Genomic DNA, 18,904 nt, shown 5'->3' on the forward strand with positions numbered 1-18,904 from the left:
AATTGGGGGCGGTTGTTGCTGGCGGGATTGCATTGCCTGCTTCTCTAGCACTACATCAATCGGAGCACTCGGACGCCGGATTTGCGGCCGGATTTCTTTTGATCGTTTTTGTGCTGTGTCTCGGCCTGGCAACAGTTATTCGGTGCGTCCGAAGACTTCATCTCCGTTTTACTTCGATCACTCCTGAAGATGAGCGTCAGTTTTGATTGCGGCTCAAGGAAATTTCTTTTGAACGAACGGCCTCAGAATTCTTCGTCGCCAGCGCGGCCGGTATTTTTTGGGTATCTACTGTGCGCGGTGGTGACTTCAATCCTACTGCTTGGCCTTTTGGCTCTAGTGTTCTTGCACTACGTGGACATCAGTTTCTTGTCGGAGGCTTCCTGCCGCCACATTGATGCGACCGGAAATAGGTCTGCGTACACCTACTGCTTCTATGGAGAGGATTGGGACGAGTCCACGTATCTGTCGGCCGTCAGCGGGTTTTATTCGACTGTTATCGGGTTTTTGGTAGCGGTCCAAGCTCTAGTCTCGACGCTAGCCTTTGTCTTCGTTCGGAGCACAAATCGAAGAGCCATTGAAGACGAAGTTGAGATCCAGCTTCCAGCATATTTCGGAACGACTAAGGCAGCTTCGGAGATCGAGGTTGTTGTCGGCCAAGTGAGCGGGACTGCAATCGAGCAAGCAGTCGTCCAGCGGACAACTGAGCTTCAAGATAAGCTCTCAACTCTCGAGGAGAATTTTTATGGGTTGCAGGGTGAGTACGAGGCTCTGAGAGCGGTTGTTGCGGAACTTAACGATGAGGCACCCGAAGAAACGATTGAGGACGATGAACCGGCAGCGGAGGGAAAAATTGAATGATGAGAAAAGCTCCCAGAAGACCGATTTCTCAAGCGGCAGCATCCACGCCACCGCTGGACATTGACGCACTCGATACCACAAAGCGAGTCATTGATTTTTGCGTTCAGAATGGACTGATCGATGGCGTCAGCACAAACATAGAAGGTCTTATTGAACGGGACCCTAACCTTGAACTGGTAAAGGTACCACTTCCAGATGGCGTTGATGCTTTCATTAAGGAAACCACCCCCGGCAAATTTCAGATAGGCGTGAACTCAAAGCACAGCGCCACGAGGCAAAAGTTCTCGATGGCTCACGAGTATGCTCATTATAGGTTGCATCAAGGTAACCTGGCTGCCTTGGCTGAAGGTGAACGTATCCTCCATCGCTCGGACGAGTGGAATATCTTGGAACAGCAGGCCAATAGTTTTGCAGCTGAGATTTTGATGCCTGAGGATCATTTTCGTGAAGAGGTCCGGCGCACGGGCGGCGATGTTGATGAACTCGCGAAGCGCTTTGGTGTCTCAACACTTGCACTAAGATATCGGGCTAAGAACCTCGGGATGAGAGGGCACGGTGTCTGAAAATTACTTTCTGTTGTTCAAGACTGCCGACGCAGAAAAGCGGGCATGGCGAAACCTAGCTCAAGAGCGGAAGAAGGCGCTGTTCCCCATCATCGAGCTCACACGCGGCAAACAGAACCGGGGTGCTGGCAAAGACGCTGATGGTAAGCCCCTAACTGCTGAAGAGCTTCGCAACACTGCGAATATCTATGGTTTCGAGAAGAATTACCGTTCCACACTCGATTTGATGAAACCTTGTGAGGAGGTCTTCGTCGACCTTACTCGCGAACCCAGCCTGAGTTGTTTCGAAACGGATAAACTTAGTCTATCAGCAGATGGATATGCCGTTTGGGTGAAGTTTTTGACAAACTTGCAGAACGATTGGCCGAACGTTGTTCCTACGCTGATTGTGAATCCTTCTGAGGACGAAGATGAAGCCCAGTATGGGGAAAACCTCGCTGGCCAGTTCGACGCACTCGCTGCTGCATTTGGGAAGATCCTCTACCGCGTGTCAGTTCTTGAAGACAGTGAATTCATCTATGATATTAGGCTGCTGAGCGATAAGATCAGCTCATTTGTAGAGGACGGCGGTACGTTTTTTGTTGCCCTCGATCACGAATATATACGGCCGAGAAATGGCCAGGTCCACGCGAAACGGACCTCGCAGATTATCACTTCAGTCTTGGAGGCCGCCCCAAGCGTCGAGATAATTTGCCTTGCAACTTCTTTTCCAAAATCGGTGACGGACATAGGAGATGAGGACTACGATATCTTTCCGGTTGAGGAGAGCTACCTTTACAATATGATCGCCAGTGAACACGAAAACGTGCAATATGGTGACTACGGCTCGATCAACCCAATTAGAAACGATGAAGTTATCATCACTCAAGGTTGGCGCCCCCGAATTGACTACGTATCGGCGCACGAGGGTCTACAGACCTACTATTTTCGAGAGAAGCGCGACGTCTTGGGTAAGGACCCGCGAACCCGAAAAAACATTCTTGCTCCGTACTCGCGGCACTACCGTTCAGTGGCGGGAAAAGTCCGTCAGCACAGCCCTTACTACGAGGATCTACCAATGTCTTGGGGATGTGATGAGATAAAAGCCGCCGCCTTGGGCGATGTGCCGAGCAATTCGCCGTCACACTGGATATCAGTGCGAATGGAAATTCACATTGTGAGATTGTTGAGGCACTTGCAGCTGGACCCGATTTGACTAGGCTGCGATTTTTGCAACCCGCCTGAGTAGAAGCAGGTCTTCTCTATTCAATTTACCGTCTGTTTCCGCCAAAAAAGCTTCGGATGAGCGTTTGTAGCGTTCCCGTAGTCCATTCAGAAACACCGTTCTCAGTTCAGTGGCGCTAAGGACTTTGATTGCGGCAATCTGTAGGTCACGAAGGGAAGAAGATGATCTTGCATTTGGGACATGTTGTAAGAGCCCGCCTTTGTCGCAGCCCATCGCCAAGTGCACTTTTGATAACCTAGCAAATCTCTTCGGTTGTCGGACTTGGGTAAGCTCTCCCTTGCTGAGGACATTAAGCCCAACTTTTGGCGGAACAATACTGCGCACGCTGCCAAGGTGACGGTTGGTGGTAACGACAGATACGAAATCAAAAGTGCAAACGTAGTCTGATATTTGGTCAGGGAGGCGGCTCAAGCTATCGAAATCCGACTTGATTTCAAAAGCATGGCTGGATTCTTCAACAACAAGAAAGTCAGCTCTTCGGTCTATCGGCCCGTATCGCACTTCACTAGCAAAAACAGTCCCATAGCCATAGAACCGCTGCTTCATTTTCAGCGCGAGTGCTACACGTAGGCAGCTCTCGTGGACTGACACATCTTGTAAAGTCTGTCTTGAACGTCTCAATTTGTTCTCTATTTGTTCTTAACTTTCCACACCCTATCTTGCAGGGAGCCACTTGGTCAATAGAAGCTTTCTATGCTCAGAATGTCAGATGTCCCGATATCCCAATAGTGTTTCAGTGCCATCGGGCGCAACCCTGACCCACTCTCCATCTTCGCGTCTCTGGACCAGATGAGCGCCTTCAGACTGCAGTTTACGAAGATGCTCTTCCTGAGTTTCAGCGAACCAAGGTACCCCATCCAACTTTGCGCTTTCAGACTGTTTGGGCATCCGTATCCTATTCTATAGTCAGTTTGCTAGAACCGTTGACACCATCCGGGTTTTTCATCTTGCCCTAACATCCTCGGGGGAGCGCCCGCAGGGCGCGGGGGCAGACAGCCCCTAACTGCTGGAACTGCTGGCTCAGCATGACCGAGAGAGTGCCTATAACAAAAGGCTACCCTCCGCTAACCGTAACGTAAATCCATTGGACATCTGCTTCGAACCCTTACCTCCCGAATGCTGCGCCATCGACGAACGTCCGCTCAGCGTTTGCATCGGGTCGAGCATGCCCGCAATACACTTGTCCTCCGGTCAGGCATTAGGGAGAAAGATCGCCGCTAGGCCATTTGCCAAAGCACGGGATTGTCTGCACCCAGCCAGCCCCACGGAACACACAAAGTATATGTATTGCCGATCATCGCCCGAAACGATCGTTGCAACCGCTTCGTTGCTCAGCCCGGGGGCGTGAACCTGCTGCAAAAGAAGAAGCCCGTCCAGCTTCCCTGCGCGGACGTCCTCTGGATCGTTCGAGGTCACAGGCAGCGCGATGTGAGTGTGAAGGTCAGCAAAGCCTCGCGGCCAGCCTTCAGGCAGGTAGCCCCGCAGATCGTCACCAATGCCAATCTGAAGCTTTCGACCGGTCAAGGCAGGTGCAATCACTTCGGTTGATCGCGAAATGATCCGAAACGCTTTGCTCAGCTCTGGCAGATATGCGTCCAACTATCTCGCCTTTTTGCAACAGTCACGGCGTCTTGGATTCGAAATTGATCTTGTACCGTCTGATGCGTCAGGCCAGATCGACGTTGCGGCTTTGGACAAAATGATCGGTCCAAAGACAAAACTCATCGCGATCACCCATGTGCCGACGCAAGGCGGTCTGGTGAACCCTGCTGTCGAAGTCGGGAAGGTCGCAAAGAAGCATGGCGTCCTCTACATGCTGGATGCGTGTCAATCTGTCGGGCAGATCAAGGTCGATGTCGCAGAGATCGGCTGCGACATTCTCTCCGGCCCCGGACGCAAGTTTCTGCGCGGCCCCAGAGGGACGGGGTTTCTCTACGTCCGACAGGACATCCTCGATCAGATCGACCCGCCATTTGTTGATCTGCATTCCGCGACCTGGACCGAGACAAACGGATACGAACTGGCGAAAGATGCGAGGCGGTTCCAGAACTGGGAAAGCTACGTCGCGGGTCGCGTTGGTCTGATGGAAGCCGTGCGATACGCCCGCGCCGTAGGCGTGGCTCATATTGAGGCTCACGTTGCCGAACTTGCGCAAGATCTCCGCGATGAACTCTCAACGATCAAAGGTATTGCGGTGCATGACCTGGGCCAAAATAAATCAGGCATCGTCACATTCACGAAAGATGGCACCGACTCCAAAGCGATTGCCGCAAACCTCAGAGAACAGACGATAAACGTATCTGTCGCACCAGTCACCGCAGCTCGTCTTGATTTCGAAGCCCGGAACCTCCCGGCAATGATCCGGGCCTCGGTGCATTACTTCAACACACACGATGAGATCGCTCGGTTTGTCGATGCTGTGAAAACTACTGACTGAAAGCGGGCGTTGATCTTTCGGGATTGAACGGCAGCAAAGTCCCGCATTGCAGCAGTTCGTTGAGACCGACCCAATGTCGGGTTTACGAGTTCCTGGAAGCTTGCTGACAGCCACAAATCAACATGCTAACTGAAGCCATGATCTGACTGTTCTCCTTCTAGCCGCACTCAACACGGAGGTCTCCGTGACGCTTGGGTTGCGCAAATGAAAGGCAAACATATGAAACTTCCAAACCACCCCCGATCCAAGGCAAACGCTTCGATTTCGAAACGCTTCAGTACAATGCGATAAGCCTGATGAAACAGGCAAATGATGGTCCGACTTTCCTGCGCCACGCAGGGCGCGTGACCCATGTGGTTATGACCGAGGAACTGTTTGACGAGCTTTGGCCAGACCCGCGGCGAGCCTGGAGCGTCTATGAAATGCCACTCCGCATGGAGCAGCTCCTCTTCGAGGCCATGGACAAGTCGCTCGCTGAAACTAAAGAAGACGACAGCTAGGAATTTGACGTCAATCCGGGCGCTGCGGTTCCGTTACAGCGTCCGGATCATCGCAACCCATGAATGTTTGGCACAGCCTTAACGAAATGCGCACGTCGCTGAACGGATGGTATGTTCACCGCCCCGGGGTTGAGTCAGTCCGGCTCGGCGGGATCGTCGAAATCGTTAAGCAGATCGAGGATCCCCTGCTTCTTCATCCGGCGGATCGAGGATACATGCTGTAGCGCCTGATCAATCTCATGAGCGTCACCGCTTGCGTATGCGTCCGTGATCGTTTCCAGTTGCGCCTCAAGGTCATTCGCAAAGGCCGGGTCATCGGCTTTCTTGTCGAGTACGGGCGCATCGTATGTGGCCTGCAAGTGTTCCCAGAATTCAGGGGTCGTGCGGAAGCGGCCACCAAGGGCACGACATAGGTCGGCAGTTAAGGCCCGCTGGCCATCCAGAACATCCCAGAAGTCAGCAATAGATATGCCCAAATCTTGGGCGAGAGTCGTCACGTCGAGCGCCAGTGGAATGACGAACTCGTCCTTGATGATTTCGCCAGGGTGCACTCGGTTTCTGAGCTTTGTCATCGCCTTTTCCTACCAGTGATGTTCGGCCAAGAAGCCGCATGTAAATGGCCCGCCATCCAAGCAAACAACCACTTTGTTGGGGGCTATCCGCCCCCGCGCCCTGCGGGCGCTCCCCCGAGGATATTTCGGGCAAGATGAAAATGCCCGGACGACATCAACGGTTCTGGCTCAGCCGTCGGACCCTCTCTAATTGTTGGAGGTAGACTTGTCCCATGTTGGTGTTGCTTTCTGGCTGGCGAGGCGGCTGTTGAACCTCGCGAGGCGCAGATCGTGTCGTCCGGCTTAAGTTGCTGAATGGCGTCACGCGCTGGTAGGCCCCACGCATGATTGCACCGGTCGCAACCGCCGCGAAACCAGAATTGATGTCGCCGGAAATCGTCCGGACGATCACCGGGATACCTGCGATCAGTGCGAGTGAGAGCATGATCATGGCCAGAAATGGCAAGGCGGCACCGATGTTCTGCATGTCGCTGGGATCACCAACCGCGGCAAGCATTTGGTTCAACAGCCCGAACGTGATGGAAAAGACTCCCGCGATCACGACAGGATATAAGGACCAGGCAATCAGCGCAGACAGCCATCGTTGGAAAAACCCTTCTGTCGCCCGGAAGAGCGTCAGGCTGATCATGATGGGTGCAAGACCGATCAAGAGCGTCACGACCATCTTGGACAGCACCAACATCAGTGCCGCGAAACCGCTGAACACGGCCAAGAGCGCCGCCATGAACACGCTCATCACGGCACCGCCGACCCAATTGAGGTTCTCGCCGATGGCATTCGCATGATCAGCGAGGTCATCGGCCAGTTGATCAAAACGGGCAGCAAAGAACGTGGGGCCTGAACCTGTCTCGCCAGTGATCGAACCGATCAACATCCCGGCGATATTGTCGAGGCCGTCGATGATCGCCCCTGAGAGCCTGTCGAACTGTACCCAGTTGAATGCGAAGATGATGATCAGGCCGATCTTGATCAGCAAAGGAACCAGGGTGGCTACATCAACCGGATGCACCTGCAAGATCATGTTTGCGATGATCAACAACAGAGCAATTGTAGCTGCCAGCATTACGACTGTGCCGATGCTGCCCGCAACAAGAGCGAACTGGCTTGAGGCCATGCTGGACAAGGCGCTTTCGGCTCTTTCCACGATGAAGGATACAGTTCCCATCAGTTTGCTCCCCCACACATGTCTTGAACGGTTCTGCGGAGGTCAGCGATCTGCGGGCTGTAGACTTCAGATGACCAGTCTCGATAGGCCGATGACGGGCCAGTCGAAAACCCAAGCGCTTCGAACATCTCTAACGTTTCGGTCCAATCTGGACGCAAAACCCCACAGTCGCAGGTGCCAACTTCAACGGCGTTCTGATGCCGCGTAAGACTGTAGAGCCTGTCGGCAGCGATGCTGCGCCAAGCGTCGGAAAAGCCGTTGAAAGTCAGCTCCGCCGGTCGGTCGAGGATTTCGCATCCAAAGCGACCCACTTCAGCACCCTGCGCCAAGCCACTGTTTGAAATGCACAAAAATACTACGATCAAAGCTCTCATCCTATTCATCCTCATCCTGATTGTCGTGAAGTGCGTAGATCGTGCGGCGATGGTGTTCGCCGTTCTGCCATCCTCTGATCGCGTCAGGATCGCCATGTTCGTTAAGAATCATGGCAATCCCCATCCGTATCCCAGGCGAACACTGATTGGCGATGCGTCTGATTTGAGTTCCCAGTTCGAACGCGTAGTCACCAGCCAAAGTCTCGCGGGAGCGGATCAGGACAGAAACGCGTTCCAAAACGTCCGTTGCTGGATCGATGCCGGGGTACCAACGGCCCCACGGATCATCGACCAAGTCTACATCAATGTCGCAACCCATGGGGCTCCTCCTGATGCAGTCGCGTCTCGTCCTGGTCGTCTAGTCCATCTTGATCCCATCCAGATGTCGTGCGCTCTCTGCGAGCCTCGGCGACAACTGCTCTGAGCTGATCTGTTGCTCGATCCAGCCTTTCAACGACACCACCAACGACTGTTGAGAACGCGCGAGCGAAACCATTGAACATTTCAATGAAGCGATGTCCGTTTGGGTCTCTTTGACGGAGTGCTGCTCCAAGTCCTTCAAAGCTCGCGCGGACATTTCCGACGCTTCGGTCAACCGCTCCACGTAGCTCAGCAACTCGCGCTCTAACGCTGTCAGACCATCCATCGCCTACTGCTCCTCGATCATCAGGCAATCGACTGTCTGCGTCCCAAGACGGCAGCGGGTCAGCGTCGTCGTATCCCGGAAAGGGATCAAGTAAGTCGCTTCTGGTCGCTCGATCATCTTGATCCCCAGAGACTGCATGCTCGGTGTCAGCCAATTCAGAACGGTCCAGGTTGAAAGCGAGCTGCTGATCATCAGCGCGCAGGCCAGCAGCACTGGATAAATCATCGCCGTCCACTCCGGACGCGCCGCGTTCGCGCTCTGCCGCAGCAGGTGTTTCCTCACGCGCAGCAGATACCCTTCCGTATCGGTCTTGATTGTAGCCAACGCGCTTTCGGCAGTGATCTTCAAATCGTTCCTGAAGCTCTGCAACTGAGTGGCGATCAAGGCGGCGTTCTCTGTGCGCATCTGCTCCATGTCGGCTGCCAGCTTCTCGCTCAGCCGTGGTTTCTGCGGTCCACTCTTCATTGAAAATCTCTCCCTTCAATCGCCACCTCTCACCGGTGTCGGGGTCTTTCACTGTCAGATAGTTTTTGCCCGCTCTGGGCACTTCGAAGCCTGCCTCTTTGAGTGCTTCGGTCATCACGGCACGGTCCGTGATCAGACCCAAAGATATCTGATCACGGATCCAGCCGTGGAGTTCGTCCCGACCTTGCGCCCGAGTGGGGGCTTCGGTGACGGTTTTCACCTCGGCCGAGCGTTCGACGTCCATGGGGTCGGCCCAGCCGTGCATCTTGTTCATCAGGTCACGGAGGCTGTCGAAGGCGCGTTCATATCCGGGTGGGGCGATATTGAGGCTCCGCCCACTCTGAAGCTCCATCCGTGGCGTGCAGAAATGCAGCTCAACCCGGTCCTCGTGGGTGTGCCGGACCCAGAGGCAGGCGCAGCGGTCAGCATCGAGACCCGCGAAGGCAATCTCCTCGAAACGGTCGATCACTTCCTGCTGCTGATCTTCGGTCGGGGCGTCTTCGCGGGCGAAACTGACGACGCCAGCGCGATAGGTCCATTTGTGCGGGCATGCGTCGATTAGGTCGATCATGCCGTCGGCGTCGCCCCTTACTACCTCCGGCGGCGGTTCGCGCGTCACGGTTATCGGCTGGCCCGCTGCATCGCGGATCAGGTCGCGGTTGTCGTCATAGGCAAGCACGGTGCGAGCGGTCAGATACTCGACCGGGCCTGCGCCGCCGCCTTTGCCGTTGGGGAAGAACTTGATCAGCATCCGCGCGGCCTCCGATACTGCGCGACGATCTCCGCCAACCGCCGGTCGATGCCCACGAGCGCCGCTGCGACACGTATCGCCTCGATGTCGTTGGCGCGACCGGCGCGGGTCGCCGTGTTGAGCCACCGTGCGATCTGGTTGAGGTTGCCGCCATAGCGGGACACGGCCAGCACGAGAGCGGGATCGACACGAGGTGTAAGCTTTCGTCGCTTTGGAGCCGCACCCGTGGCGAGTTGCCGAAGTAAAGCGGACATTGACAGCCCGCGGTCCGCAGCCGCCTGCCGGATCAACGCCTTTTCTTCGGAGGAGCAATAGAAGAACACCGCTTCTTGCTTCTCCGAAACCGCGCCGGGCGCGGTCTGGTTGGGGTTCGAAGGGGAGGCGTGCCGCCCCTCGCAAGGTCCCGGTTCGCAGGTCGCAGACCTAGAACTGGGTCGCCTTGCTGTTTGCGTATCGCTGGAAGGTGCGCGGCTCATGATCTTAGACCTGCGGCTTGGATTTGAGCCGGTGTGACCAGTTCTGCGGCCAAGAGCGCATCAACCTGGCTGGGCGTGATGTGGCGGCAAAGAGGGTGGCGATCCGTCACCCAATTCATCAAGCCCGCCAGCATCTCGGCTTCTTTGGTCTTGGTCTCTTCCCGGTTCATGGCGATGTCCTCGACGTAGCTGCGCCAGCGTCCTGACTTGAACCAGTTGTCCGAGAAACAGACCTTAGACCGGGTGAAACCCGCGCTCTCGGTTGCGTAGGCCTTCACGGCCTGCACCATGTCTTCCGGGCTAACACCTTTGTCCAACGCCTCATTAATCCACCTGAGACAGGCCGCCTTCCCGCGCAGACGGTCGGGCGGATAGGCGGTCAGGATCTTCTCAGCCTCTTCAACCTCCGCCACCGCGTACTCGCGCGTAGGAGGTTTATGGATGGTTTTAGGATGGTTTGGGGGCCGTGGTGGCCCCGGTACCCCGGCCACTGTGGTCCCCGTTCCGGGTCCAGTCTGGACCGGGTCCACTATGGCCCCGGTCTCAAAGTCTGGTTCCGCTATGGTCTCCAGCAACTCAATTTGAGCCAAATCGATCCGGTACACGACGGTGAAGCCGTTTTTGCATCTCCTCCGCGTTCCGGTCTCAACTAGGATGCCCTCCTTCAGGAAGTCCCGCATCGTCCGCTTGACCGTCGTCCCGCCCAACTCTGTGTGCCGCTGGATCGTCCCCTTCGAGCACCAGATGCCCGAGCCATCATCCGACGCCTTGTCCGCCAGAAACATAATGATCTGCTTGCGTGTCGCACTCCCGAACTTCCGTTCCGCACACGCATTCGCCACACGCCAGCTCATCGGATGGCCGCGGGGACAAGGTTTGACAATTCGCCGTTAAGTGCTTGACGCGCCGTTGTGGGTTTGACAGATTTCCCAGTCTTAAGCGCTTGAGATTTCTCAAAAAGCCTAGGTTTGAAAATCCTCGTGTCGGTGGTTCGATTCCGCCCCCGGGCACCATTTACACTGATTTTATTGAATTTTTTCCGCCCAGAGGGGGCATTTGAGGGGGCGAATCATTACCGATAGCCCTTCGTTAAGCCGAATGTCATTCCGTTTTGGCGAAATACTACGACACAAGCTTGGGTGCAGCGAATTCGGTGCTGCGAAGGTGGCGCAACCACGGATCATCGCGTAATGATTGAAGAAAAAAGGGAGCGGTCGAATTCTGTGGTGACTGATTTATCAAACGTATTGGAACAAATGCGGCTACGGTCGCAAAGCGAGTTTGAAAAGGGCGAGTATTTTGAACGCCTCGTGAAGGTGTTCTTGGAAAACGATGACCTTCAAAGCCAATTCTATGACAGGGTTTGGCACTACCGAGACTGGGCGACCGAGAGAGGCCTGCCCGCAAAAGATATCGGGATCGATCTCGTCGCAAGCCACGCGGATGGTTCTGGTTTCTGTGCCGTTCAATGTAAGTTCTACGCGCCTGACCACAGCATCCAAAAAACTGACATAGATTCATTTGTGTCGGCGGCTTCGACGAAAGACTTCGTAAGTCTTGTTCTGGTGGACACAACGCTTCGCGATTTAAGTCCAAATGCTCAAGCGGTTTTCGACAACGTGGATCGCGAATACCACCGGATCGCGCTCGCTGACCTCGAAAAGAGTCGGATAGATTGGGCGACATATCTTCGCGAGGAGCGGATCGCGTTCGCTGAGCCCAAGACCTTGCGCGACCATCAAGTCAAAGCGCTTGAGGCTGTCCGCGCTGGGCTTGCTGAGGATGATCGCGGCAAGCTTCTCATGGCTTGTGGAACCGGCAAGACGTTCACGGGCCTAAAAATAGCGGAAGACCTTGCAGGCAAAGGCAAGACCGTTCTCTTTATGGTTCCATCTCTGGCTCTGATGTCCCAGTCCGTTAGAGAGTGGAAAAACGATTGCGCCGACGAGTTCCTAGCTTTCTCAGTTTGTTCCGACGTTAAAGTCGGCAAGCGCCAGAAGAGTGGCGACGCCATTCAATTCACAGTTCACGACCTTGCTTTTCCAGCGACCACAGACCCAGCCAAAATTGCCGAACAGGTAGGCGAGGCCGACAAAGACAAGATGACGGTCGTCTTCTCAACCTATCAGTCTATCCAGACGATCTCGGAGGCTCAGCAAGTTCACGGGCTGCCAGAATTCGACCTGATTATCTGCGACGAGGCACACAGAACCACAGGCGCGACTCTGTCGGGCGAACCCAGCCTATCCGCTCAAACTCTTCCAACGCGTCATCACGGTCAGCCTTCGCACGCTGGATATCGTCGAAAGCTTGCCGCGTCTTGATATTGACTGAACCTATGCTGCTGGCGTTGGTATGAAGCGAAGGGACACGTTGTAAGCCATACCCCGCAAGGTGCGGCTTTCATCTCGCAGCGTGATCCGGCTGAAAAACGGGATCATGAACGTCCCGTCGTTACGTGGCGCGTCGACAATATGGAACTCAACCTTCCAGTCGTTCATGGCGTCGCCCATGGCGGCTTCCAGCGCGTTTCCGGTCGGTTCGTCAGTCAAATCCTTCACCTTTTCGACGAGTGCTGCTCGCGCCTCCGGAATGGTCTTCAATATACGAGCCGAGTTGCTGCCCTGTTTGAAGAAATGGCTCAGTACACTGGACTGACGCGAACTTTTCTTCACATGGATCAAGCGCTTGCCTTCGATGTCGAGCAGATCGCAAGCTTCAAATTTGCCGTAAGGTGTGGCGGGTACGGTCAATATTTTCTGGTCAAGAAGAACCTGACCGTACTCTTCCGCGCAACGTTCGTTGTATGAAAGCTCGCTCTCGAAACCGGTTTTCTTGCCGTCATCCGATACCTTTTTGATGATCATCAAAGGCGGGTCGGGCCAATCCTCTTTGAGGGTCGCAAAGCCCGCATCGACGTCCGTCTTGAATTGTTGGTCTAAGCGGTACCATTCCCCTTCGCTGATTGCGTACAGGCCACCGTCTTCCACAACCGAGCCGACAAGTGCTTTCTTCACGCTCCAACGTTTTTTGACAGCAGCATCGTTGTTAAACTCAGCAACAACACCGTGCTTCCGAATGGTTTCTACGTCGAGATCACTGAGTTTAGCGCCCAGCGCATCTCGGTAATTGGACATCAGCAGGTCCGGAAATCGGCCCTTCAACCCCGGGCCATGAAGCCCAAAATACACCACGTCATCCTCAGACCATCCGGGCATTGATAGTTCGAAGTTGTCGGCACCGGCCTTGATGATATCGACTGCCTTCTGGTCGAGCGCTGCAAGCACAAGCTTGTCCAAGATAGGGCGTACCTTGTCGATTATGTAGAAGCCGGTGTTTTGGTAGTCTGTGGACTGCGAGCGCGTCAGCGCCTCTTCTGCCGTTTCTGGAAGGTCCCCGAACTCCATCTCTCTGGTTATTTTCAAACCAGTAGCGCCAGAGATGCTATTTGCGAATTCATCGTCTTCGACACGGCCCGAAATACGCCTGACAAGATCAAGGGCTTCATCCACGCCGAACGCTTGTAGATCACGCTGAAATGCCGACTGAGAAACACCTTTGATCGCTTCTCCTAGATGGCTGCTGTCGATCCTTTTGACCTTCGAGTCATCAAGCGAATTGATTGCAACCTTCAACCCGAAATCGGACTCGATTTTGGTGTCGTCTAGATACTGCCATCCATGGGCAAAGGCGGTGACGAATAAACGATCAACATGTTTGAATACAACGACAGCGCACGAAGACCGGTTTGTCAGAGCAGGAGTGCCAGCGAAAACGGTGTTGATGTCTGCCAACCAACTTGGCGGCTTTGGTGGGCTAGGAAAGATATAGACGGTTGCTTCGTCGCCGAGATCATCGGAGTCGCTCAAAACAGCGTCGCCAGCTTGGATTTTCTCTTTGGCGGACTCGGTGAACACGTCTTCAAAGTTCTCGATGTCTGCCTTCACGAGATAGAGGGAATAACTTTTTGTCTTGGGCAATGGACTAAAAACTCGAAATCAATTCAGGGTTGATTGTTGCAGAGCAAGGATCGTCCGTCAACGAAGCCGCGTTTCACTGCCTTCAAAGTAGACAAGCATATGCTTGAAATGGCCCTTTGCGATTCGGTGCTGTCTCTTGCTTGTGCTATACTGGTGCTGAGCAAAAACAGGCAAAGAGAGCAGAAAATTGACGAGCGAATTTACTATCACGCGGGAACAGATCGCTGGGGTTGTCCCCCGGCGCAATGATTGGATTTCCGGCCTTTTGCGAGCGCTGGAATTTAGGTTGAACCCAGACAAAGCGGGCCAAGTGCGATTTTACCGCCTCGTCGATATTGTGGCCGCGTTGCGTGAGCGGGGTATCGGCGAAGAAATCGTTGACCAATTGATGTCTGGGACGAAGGAGCATGCCGATGCGCAGTGACGACGCAGAACGCGGACGCCAAAAGCTTGCTTCTATGGGTCCGTCTGAGCGGGCAAAGTTCGATGCAACTTTCAGCGATATCAAGGTAAGGCTCGCCGAACTGTACGGGGAGATTGATGAACTGGTTGTTTCCAATATCCAAGCAAGGGCAGCGATCAATCTCGACGTACAAGCCCGCGTAGCGGGTGCAACACCCCTCTGTGCAATTGAAGACACGGCCCAGCAATTGGCGGACAGCGAGCCGTGGCTTGGCGCGTATATTGACAGTAAGAACGAGAAGCTGAAACGGCAACTTGAGGCGAATGCACTGTCAGAGCTTCCGGCACATATGCGCATGTCCATGGAACGGAGCGGCAAGCTCGTTTCTCACTTGCAGAAGAAGGTGGATGAGGGACTTGCAGACAGGCAGGCCCAGCGCCTCAACTAGGCAGCGGACTCATAAAACTGGCACCATAGCCTGACGGATGCGAGTTTGATCATCGCCAAGAAGTTGGCAGATGTCTTTTCGTATCGGGTGGCTATACGGCGGAAGGAAGCTTTGAGGCGGCCAAAGAACCGCTCGATCTTGTTGCGCTCGCGATAGATATCGACGTCGAACTCGGCGGGCAGTTTGCGGTTGGATTTGGACGGGATGACGTCGATGGCGCCCTGTTCCCAGATCATCTTGCGGATCGAATCCGCGTCATATGCCTTGTCAGCCAGAACGTATTGGCCAGGTTGCAGCCCGTCCAAAAGCTGTTCGCATGGGGGTGCATCGTGGGCTTGGCCCGGCGTCAGTTCATAGCGGATCGGCAACCCGTCCTGATTGGTAAGTGCATGTATTTTCGTGGTTAACCCACCCCGCGACCGGCCCATGCAACGACGCGGGTCGTTTTTTTGAGCGTCGCTGCAGAATGGTGAACCCGAACCGATGTGCCATCCACCATCACGGTGTCGATATTGTGCGCATCGGCGACCGCCTCCATTACCCGATCCCAAATGCCCGCATAAGTCCATCGGTTGAAACGGTTGTAGATCGTTGTGTAGGGGCCGTATTGATCGGGCAAATCGCGCCACGGGATGCCTGTGCGCAAGACATAGAAGATGCCATTGATCACACGCCGATCATCGACACGCTTAACCCCTCGGCTGTTATTTGGGAGCACTGCTTTGATGAACTCCCACTCCAAATCGCTCAAATCTGACCGCGCCATTCCACTGCTCCGCATATTGTCTTGCGGGAAATGAATCATAACAGGCTGGAAACGTGAAGCTCTTTGTAAGTACGCTGCCTAGTTGAAGAATAGCCCAGTTGATCCTTTCTCCGACGGCTGGGCGATGCGAGGGAAGCCGAGTGCGACCGTCAAAGGTCATGGCTACTTGGCCCGGCGACAGGTGGACTTGGGCTTGCTTCCAATGTGAGGTCTTCCTGTTGCCGACTTCCCTCACAACTGAATATCCCAGCGTTAATGGCGCGTGCGCTGGGGTCCCGATTTAGCGCCTTCCCCATATCCTTGGACCCGACGAACAGGAGTAATCATCATGGAAGTATAATGACACAATACCAACCAACAGACCCCGCACACACCCGCGCCTTTGAATGCGCTCTGCATGACCATCGTACCGTACTTTGGGAGCTTCTGACGTGCGCAGAGGCCCTGCAAGACGCAGTGTATGAGGCCCTTAGCGACACGGATGTCGAGGGGGTGGAAATAGCTATGGCACAGCTTGAAACAGCGCTGGGCTGTGGAACCGAAGCAGCGGTGGTCGCGGCAAAAATGGCGGGCTTTCATCAGGCTGGTGACGCGCGCTGGTACACAGCATTGGAAGGTGACTGCGCTTTCCTCAATGTCCCGCAAGCACTTCTGTCAGACCATCTGAAATCAGTTGCCGACGCCATTTGATCGGCACCCAATTTAGGTCATGACCCGTTACCTTTATTGGATTTCCAGAATCTATCATAAAAAAGAAAAACGGGCGCGGCCCAACCAAACAGCCGCACCCGTTTAGTACAGGAACTTATGGGATTAATATCCCATGTTTTTCCTGAAATTTCAATCTTTAACGGTCCCAAAAGGGCCATTACAGGAACCATTATGAATGTTGTATCAATGAGAGCCTCGCGGCTCTCCGAACCCGCACGCGTACGCGGCATCGACAATAACTCCTCAGAAACCCAGATCAGTGAAGAGATCAAAAGGCTGCTCAAAACCAAGCCAGATCGAACCGAAAAGAAGAGAGCAATCGATCAACTGGTACAGGGCTTTATTCCCCTGTCATTAAGGGCTTCGCGGAACCAGTCGGCGTCATAGCCTCGATCTCCCAGCAGCCAGTCAGCCGATGGCAGACTGTTCACCAGAGCCCTGGCGCCCGTGTAATCGCTCACCTGCCCAGCGGATATGAAGAAGCGGATGGGGCGTCCCAGACTGTCAGTAACAGCGTGCAGTTTCGTATTCATACCACCCTTGGTGCGCCCTATCAGCCTGCCACGCCCCCCTTTTTCAACCGCAGGCTGGAAGCCGTGCGGTGCGCTTTGAGGTATGTTGCGTCAATCATGATGGCCTTATGATCGGTTCCCTGCGCAGCCAGCCCGTTCATGATCCGAGCGAACACACCCATATCGCTCCATCGTTTCCAGCGATTGTACAGTGTCTTTGGCGGCCCATATTCGCGCGGCGCATCGGACCAACGTAACCCATTGCGATTGATGAAGATAATTCCACTCAGAACGCGTCGATCATCAACCCTCGGCTTACCATGGCTCTTTGGAAAGTAAGGCTGAAGCCGCGCCATCTGCTCGTCAGTCAACCAGAATAGATTGCTCATGTTATACCCCTGAAACTCACGGGTATGAATCACGCAGGCGGGATGACGGCAACCAAATTAATAGGTCCAGAACCTAGCCAAGAAACACTTTTAGGTGTATTCTGTTATGACAACTAATTGCAAATTTGCGAAGACTTAGGTTGTCTTTAAATTGCATATTCAGGAGTATGGAATTGGATTTAAAGGTTTTTATTGGCGGGCCAATTCAATACGCCATTGCTGGCGGCGAATTCCAGCGCGAGTTGAAAGTATTAATTGAAGAGGTCCTGAGCACCATCGAGCGCGCTGGATACCAGGTCTTCTCTGCGCATCGCTTCGAGAAGTTTGGCGAACTTGATGTCGACGGCCAACACTTTGAGGTCACGCAACGCGATTTTGCGTGGATGCAGTCGTGCGATGTATTCATGGCGATCTTGCCGAACGAAGCGCCTGGCGTGTCTATACGAACTGACGGCACTTGCGTCGAACTTGGTTGGGCTTCGTCTCTTGGACGCCCCATCATCATCGTGCGTGACCTCGACACTGGGCACAGCCATTTAATTAAGGGCTTAGGTTCAGTTGCGCGGGTGGAGGAGATTGCTCTCTCCACTGTGTTGCAAGACCCCGAGGTTGCCGTTTCGGCGATAGAGAGCGTGGCGCGGGTGGCGGTAGAGCCGCCGCGGGACCCGGTGCAATGAGGGAGAAGTATCTCTTCGTCCGAATCCTTGAGGCCTGCAATGCCAACTGTTTCATGTGCGATTTTGCCTTGTCGAAAGACCGTTACCGCTTCACTCCAGCGGAGCTCTCAACGTTCCTGGTCGAAGCAGAGCGATACGGGGTAAAATATGTCAGGTTGACCGGTGGCGAACCTCTTATTCATCCAGACATTTGCGAGTTGGTCGAGATCATTTCCAGTGCTGGTATGAAGAGTTCGATAATTACTAATGGCTCCGCATTACCGTCTCGAATAAACGCACTTGCCAAGAGCGGGCTTTACCAGATTATCGTCAGCATTGATGGGCTCGACAGCTCTCATGACGATATCCGCGGTTTCGCTGGCCTTTTCAACCGTTGCGCGGAAGGCCTGACGAAAGCCAAGTCATTAGGTATGAGAACGAGGGTGAACACCGTGGTGGGCCCGCACAACTACCGCGACATGCCGGCCTTGCAACGTATTCTGACCGATCTCGGCGTCGATCAGTGGGAACTCTCCGCAATTAAGTTGGATCGGCACATTGCCTACAGTGATAGGCAGGACGTCATCACCGTTTGTGAGCCAATCTACAAATCTCCCCCTGGATTGCTGGTACCGACCGGTCACCGATTCTACGGCGAGACCCGCGAAGCACAAAACGCCTTCTTTAATCTCGGCACTTGCCCGAAGCCTAGCGGTCAGCGGTGCAACCTAATGGGCGACGTAATCTACTTCGACCCCAAAGTAGACCGTGCCTTTGGCTGCAGCTTGCTGCCGCACCGCACAGGAGACGGTAAGGCCAATGGCGCGATCATTCGTACTCCGGATGGCGCTTGGTCTCTGAATTCTTCGGCTTGGCTTGATCATGTGAGCCACTACGCCTCGACAGGGCACCGTGGTTGCAAGGGCTGCTCAACAACGGCGGCAGGTTATAGCGATGCGGTAGATACGGGCGACGAGATAGCGGACCTCGCCTTCTGAACCAAAAAT

21 protein-coding genes and 2 pseudogenes are annotated in these 18,904 nt (G+C 54.4%); 11 read left to right on the top strand and 12 right to left on the bottom strand.

Features of this window, described 5'->3' with window-relative positions:
- Nucleotides 1–189 precede the first annotated feature (189 nt).
- From E2K80_RS04685 to E2K80_RS04695, 3 genes are read left to right on the top strand one after another with little or no spacing between them, the layout of a single operon-like run.
- The gene (locus tag E2K80_RS04685; protein WP_168193102.1) at nt 190–858 is read left to right on the top strand and encodes a hypothetical protein; all 669 of its coding nucleotides are present in this window, start codon (nt 190–192) and stop codon (nt 856–858) included.
- Complete coding sequence (locus tag E2K80_RS04690; RefSeq protein WP_135373239.1) at nt 855–1,421, top strand: ImmA/IrrE family metallo-endopeptidase; 567 nt, start codon at nt 855–857, stop codon at nt 1,419–1,421. Before E2K80_RS04685 ends, E2K80_RS04690 begins: the two co-directional genes overlap by 4 nt.
- Nucleotides 1,414–2,616: a beta family protein gene (locus E2K80_RS04695; RefSeq protein WP_135373241.1), complete on the top strand. Its 1,203-nt coding sequence runs from the start codon at nt 1,414–1,416 to the stop codon at nt 2,614–2,616. The genes E2K80_RS04690 and E2K80_RS04695 overlap by 8 nt, the downstream gene beginning before the upstream one ends.
- On the opposite strand, the gene E2K80_RS04700 is transcribed toward E2K80_RS04695, so the two are convergent.
- Nucleotides 2,617–3,237, bottom strand: coding sequence for a sce7726 family protein (locus tag E2K80_RS04700; protein WP_274379250.1), 621 nt, complete (start codon nt 3,235–3,237; stop codon nt 2,617–2,619).
- A gap of 600 nt (nt 3,238–3,837) precedes the next feature.
- On the bottom strand, nt 3,838–4,245 hold the full coding sequence (locus tag E2K80_RS19055) for a hypothetical protein (RefSeq protein ID WP_168193042.1): 408 nt from the start codon (nt 4,243–4,245) through the stop codon (nt 3,838–3,840).
- A 13-nt stretch (nt 4,246–4,258) separates the two neighbouring features.
- Between E2K80_RS19055 and E2K80_RS04710 the strand changes: the two genes are divergently transcribed.
- Both E2K80_RS04710 and E2K80_RS04715 read left to right on the top strand, forming a co-directional pair.
- Entirely contained in the window at nt 4,259–5,083 is an 825-nt protein-coding gene (locus E2K80_RS04710; protein ID WP_238475660.1) for an aminotransferase class V-fold PLP-dependent enzyme, read from the top strand.
- Between the two features lie 296 nt (nt 5,084–5,379).
- A complete protein-coding gene (locus tag E2K80_RS04715) occupies nt 5,380–5,583 on the top strand; it encodes a hypothetical protein (RefSeq protein ID WP_135373249.1) in 204 nt (67 codons plus the stop codon).
- A 134-nt stretch (nt 5,584–5,717) separates the two neighbouring features.
- Here the strand turns inward: E2K80_RS04715 and E2K80_RS04720 are convergent, their stop codons facing one another.
- The 7 genes from E2K80_RS04720 to E2K80_RS04750 form a co-directional block, all read right to left on the bottom strand.
- Nucleotides 5,718–6,155, bottom strand: coding sequence for a HigA family addiction module antitoxin (locus tag E2K80_RS04720; protein WP_135373251.1), 438 nt, complete (start codon nt 6,153–6,155; stop codon nt 5,718–5,720).
- A gap of 154 nt (nt 6,156–6,309) precedes the next feature.
- Nucleotides 6,310–7,320: a type IV secretion system protein gene (locus tag E2K80_RS04725; RefSeq protein WP_135373253.1), complete on the bottom strand. Its 1,011-nt coding sequence runs from the start codon at nt 7,318–7,320 to the stop codon at nt 6,310–6,312.
- On the bottom strand, nt 7,320–7,694 hold the full coding sequence (locus E2K80_RS04730; protein ID WP_135373255.1) for a hypothetical protein: 375 nt from the start codon (nt 7,692–7,694) through the stop codon (nt 7,320–7,322). Before E2K80_RS04730 ends, E2K80_RS04725 begins: the two co-directional genes overlap by 1 nt.
- A 1-nt stretch (nt 7,695) precedes the next feature.
- Nucleotides 7,696–8,013: a hypothetical protein gene (locus tag E2K80_RS04735; RefSeq protein WP_135373256.1), complete on the bottom strand. Its 318-nt coding sequence runs from the start codon at nt 8,011–8,013 to the stop codon at nt 7,696–7,698.
- Nucleotides 7,997–9,556 carry a relaxase/mobilization nuclease domain-containing protein gene (locus tag E2K80_RS04740; protein WP_135373258.1) on the bottom strand — a complete coding sequence of 520 codons (1,560 nt, stop codon included), beginning with the start codon at nt 9,554–9,556 and terminating at the stop codon, nt 7,997–7,999. The genes E2K80_RS04735 and E2K80_RS04740 overlap by 17 nt, the downstream gene beginning before the upstream one ends.
- Complete coding sequence (locus E2K80_RS20010) at nt 9,550–10,032, bottom strand: plasmid mobilization protein (protein WP_443216547.1); 483 nt, start codon at nt 10,030–10,032, stop codon at nt 9,550–9,552. The genes E2K80_RS04740 and E2K80_RS20010 overlap by 7 nt, the downstream gene beginning before the upstream one ends.
- Nucleotides 10,029–10,817: a hypothetical protein gene (locus E2K80_RS04750; RefSeq protein WP_238475661.1), complete on the bottom strand. Its 789-nt coding sequence runs from the start codon at nt 10,815–10,817 to the stop codon at nt 10,029–10,031. Before E2K80_RS04750 ends, E2K80_RS20010 begins: the two co-directional genes overlap by 4 nt.
- A gap of 405 nt (nt 10,818–11,222) precedes the next feature.
- Here E2K80_RS04750 and E2K80_RS04755 point away from each other — a divergent pair, with 405 nt between their 5' ends.
- Complete coding sequence (locus tag E2K80_RS04755; RefSeq protein WP_168193103.1) at nt 11,223–12,356, top strand: restriction endonuclease; 1,134 nt, start codon at nt 11,223–11,225, stop codon at nt 12,354–12,356.
- A 12-nt stretch (nt 12,357–12,368) separates the two neighbouring features.
- Here the strand turns inward: E2K80_RS04755 and E2K80_RS04760 are convergent, their stop codons facing one another.
- Complete coding sequence (locus E2K80_RS04760; RefSeq protein ID WP_168193104.1) at nt 12,369–13,979, bottom strand: TIGR04141 family sporadically distributed protein; 1,611 nt, start codon at nt 13,977–13,979, stop codon at nt 12,369–12,371.
- Nucleotides 13,980–14,199: 220 nt separating this feature from the next.
- Here E2K80_RS04760 and E2K80_RS04765 point away from each other — a divergent pair, with 220 nt between their 5' ends.
- Nucleotides 14,200–14,436, top strand: coding sequence for a hypothetical protein (locus E2K80_RS04765; RefSeq protein WP_135373264.1), 237 nt, complete (start codon nt 14,200–14,202; stop codon nt 14,434–14,436).
- On the top strand, nt 14,426–14,863 hold the full coding sequence (locus E2K80_RS04770) for a hypothetical protein (RefSeq protein WP_135373266.1): 438 nt from the start codon (nt 14,426–14,428) through the stop codon (nt 14,861–14,863). The genes E2K80_RS04765 and E2K80_RS04770 overlap by 11 nt, the downstream gene beginning before the upstream one ends.
- On the opposite strand, the pseudogene E2K80_RS04775 reads toward E2K80_RS04770, so the two are convergent.
- Nucleotides 14,860–15,668 (bottom strand): annotated as a pseudogene (locus tag E2K80_RS04775) (IS5 family transposase). The gene E2K80_RS04770 and the pseudogene E2K80_RS04775 overlap by 4 nt on opposite strands.
- Nucleotides 15,669–16,133: 465 nt before the next feature.
- Here E2K80_RS04775 and E2K80_RS04780 point away from each other — a divergent pair.
- A complete protein-coding gene (locus E2K80_RS04780; protein ID WP_135373268.1) occupies nt 16,134–16,319 on the top strand; it encodes a hypothetical protein in 186 nt (61 codons plus the stop codon).
- A gap of 353 nt (nt 16,320–16,672) precedes the next feature.
- Here the strand turns inward: E2K80_RS04780 and E2K80_RS04785 are convergent.
- Nucleotides 16,673–17,241: pseudogene (locus tag E2K80_RS04785) on the bottom strand (IS5 family transposase); the annotation flags it as partial.
- Nucleotides 17,242–17,408: 167 nt separating this feature from the next.
- Here E2K80_RS04785 and E2K80_RS04790 point away from each other — a divergent pair.
- Nucleotides 17,409–17,918 carry a nucleoside 2-deoxyribosyltransferase gene (locus E2K80_RS04790; protein ID WP_135373270.1) on the top strand — a complete coding sequence of 170 codons (510 nt, stop codon included), beginning with the start codon at nt 17,409–17,411 and terminating at the stop codon, nt 17,916–17,918.
- Nucleotides 17,915–18,895: a radical SAM protein gene (locus tag E2K80_RS04795; RefSeq protein ID WP_135373272.1), complete on the top strand. Its 981-nt coding sequence runs from the start codon at nt 17,915–17,917 to the stop codon at nt 18,893–18,895. Before E2K80_RS04790 ends, E2K80_RS04795 begins: the two co-directional genes overlap by 4 nt.
- Nucleotides 18,896–18,904 lie beyond the last annotated feature (9 nt).

Source organism: Rhodophyticola sp. CCM32 (genome assembly GCF_004751985.1).
GTDB lineage: Bacteria > Pseudomonadota > Alphaproteobacteria > Rhodobacterales > Rhodobacteraceae > Rhodophyticola.

Bases quoted from the DNA above. Each gene is read 5' to 3' on its own strand.
- E2K80_RS04740 (WP_135373258.1), bottom strand. From the start codon at position 9,556: ATGCTGATCAAGTTCTTCCCCAACGGCAAAGGCGGCGGCGCAGGCCCG.
- E2K80_RS04750 (WP_238475661.1), bottom strand. From the start codon at position 10,817: ATGTTTCTGGCGGACAAGGCGTCGGATGATGGCTCGGGCATCTGGTGC.
- E2K80_RS04790 (WP_135373270.1), top strand. From the start codon at position 17,409: ATGGAATTGGATTTAAAGGTTTTTATTGGCGGGCCAATTCAATACGCC.
- E2K80_RS04795 (WP_135373272.1), top strand. From the start codon at position 17,915: ATGAGGGAGAAGTATCTCTTCGTCCGAATCCTTGAGGCCTGCAATGCC.
- E2K80_RS04780 (WP_135373268.1), top strand. From the start codon at position 16,134: ATGGCACAGCTTGAAACAGCGCTGGGCTGTGGAACCGAAGCAGCGGTG.
- E2K80_RS04690 (WP_135373239.1), top strand. From the start codon at position 855: ATGATGAGAAAAGCTCCCAGAAGACCGATTTCTCAAGCGGCAGCATCC.
- E2K80_RS04715 (WP_135373249.1), top strand. From the start codon at position 5,380: ATGAAACAGGCAAATGATGGTCCGACTTTCCTGCGCCACGCAGGGCGC.
- E2K80_RS04730 (WP_135373255.1), bottom strand. From the start codon at position 7,694: ATGAGAGCTTTGATCGTAGTATTTTTGTGCATTTCAAACAGTGGCTTG.
- E2K80_RS04725 (WP_135373253.1), bottom strand. From the start codon at position 7,320: ATGGGAACTGTATCCTTCATCGTGGAAAGAGCCGAAAGCGCCTTGTCC.
- E2K80_RS04735 (WP_135373256.1), bottom strand. From the start codon at position 8,013: ATGGGTTGCGACATTGATGTAGACTTGGTCGATGATCCGTGGGGCCGT.
- E2K80_RS04720 (WP_135373251.1), bottom strand. From the start codon at position 6,155: ATGACAAAGCTCAGAAACCGAGTGCACCCTGGCGAAATCATCAAGGAC.
- E2K80_RS04685 (WP_168193102.1), top strand. From the start codon at position 190: ATGAGCGTCAGTTTTGATTGCGGCTCAAGGAAATTTCTTTTGAACGAA.
- E2K80_RS04755 (WP_168193103.1), top strand. From the start codon at position 11,223: ATGATTGAAGAAAAAAGGGAGCGGTCGAATTCTGTGGTGACTGATTTA.
- E2K80_RS20010 (WP_443216547.1), bottom strand. From the start codon at position 10,032: ATGAGCCGCGCACCTTCCAGCGATACGCAAACAGCAAGGCGACCCAGT.
- E2K80_RS04770 (WP_135373266.1), top strand. From the start codon at position 14,426: ATGCGCAGTGACGACGCAGAACGCGGACGCCAAAAGCTTGCTTCTATG.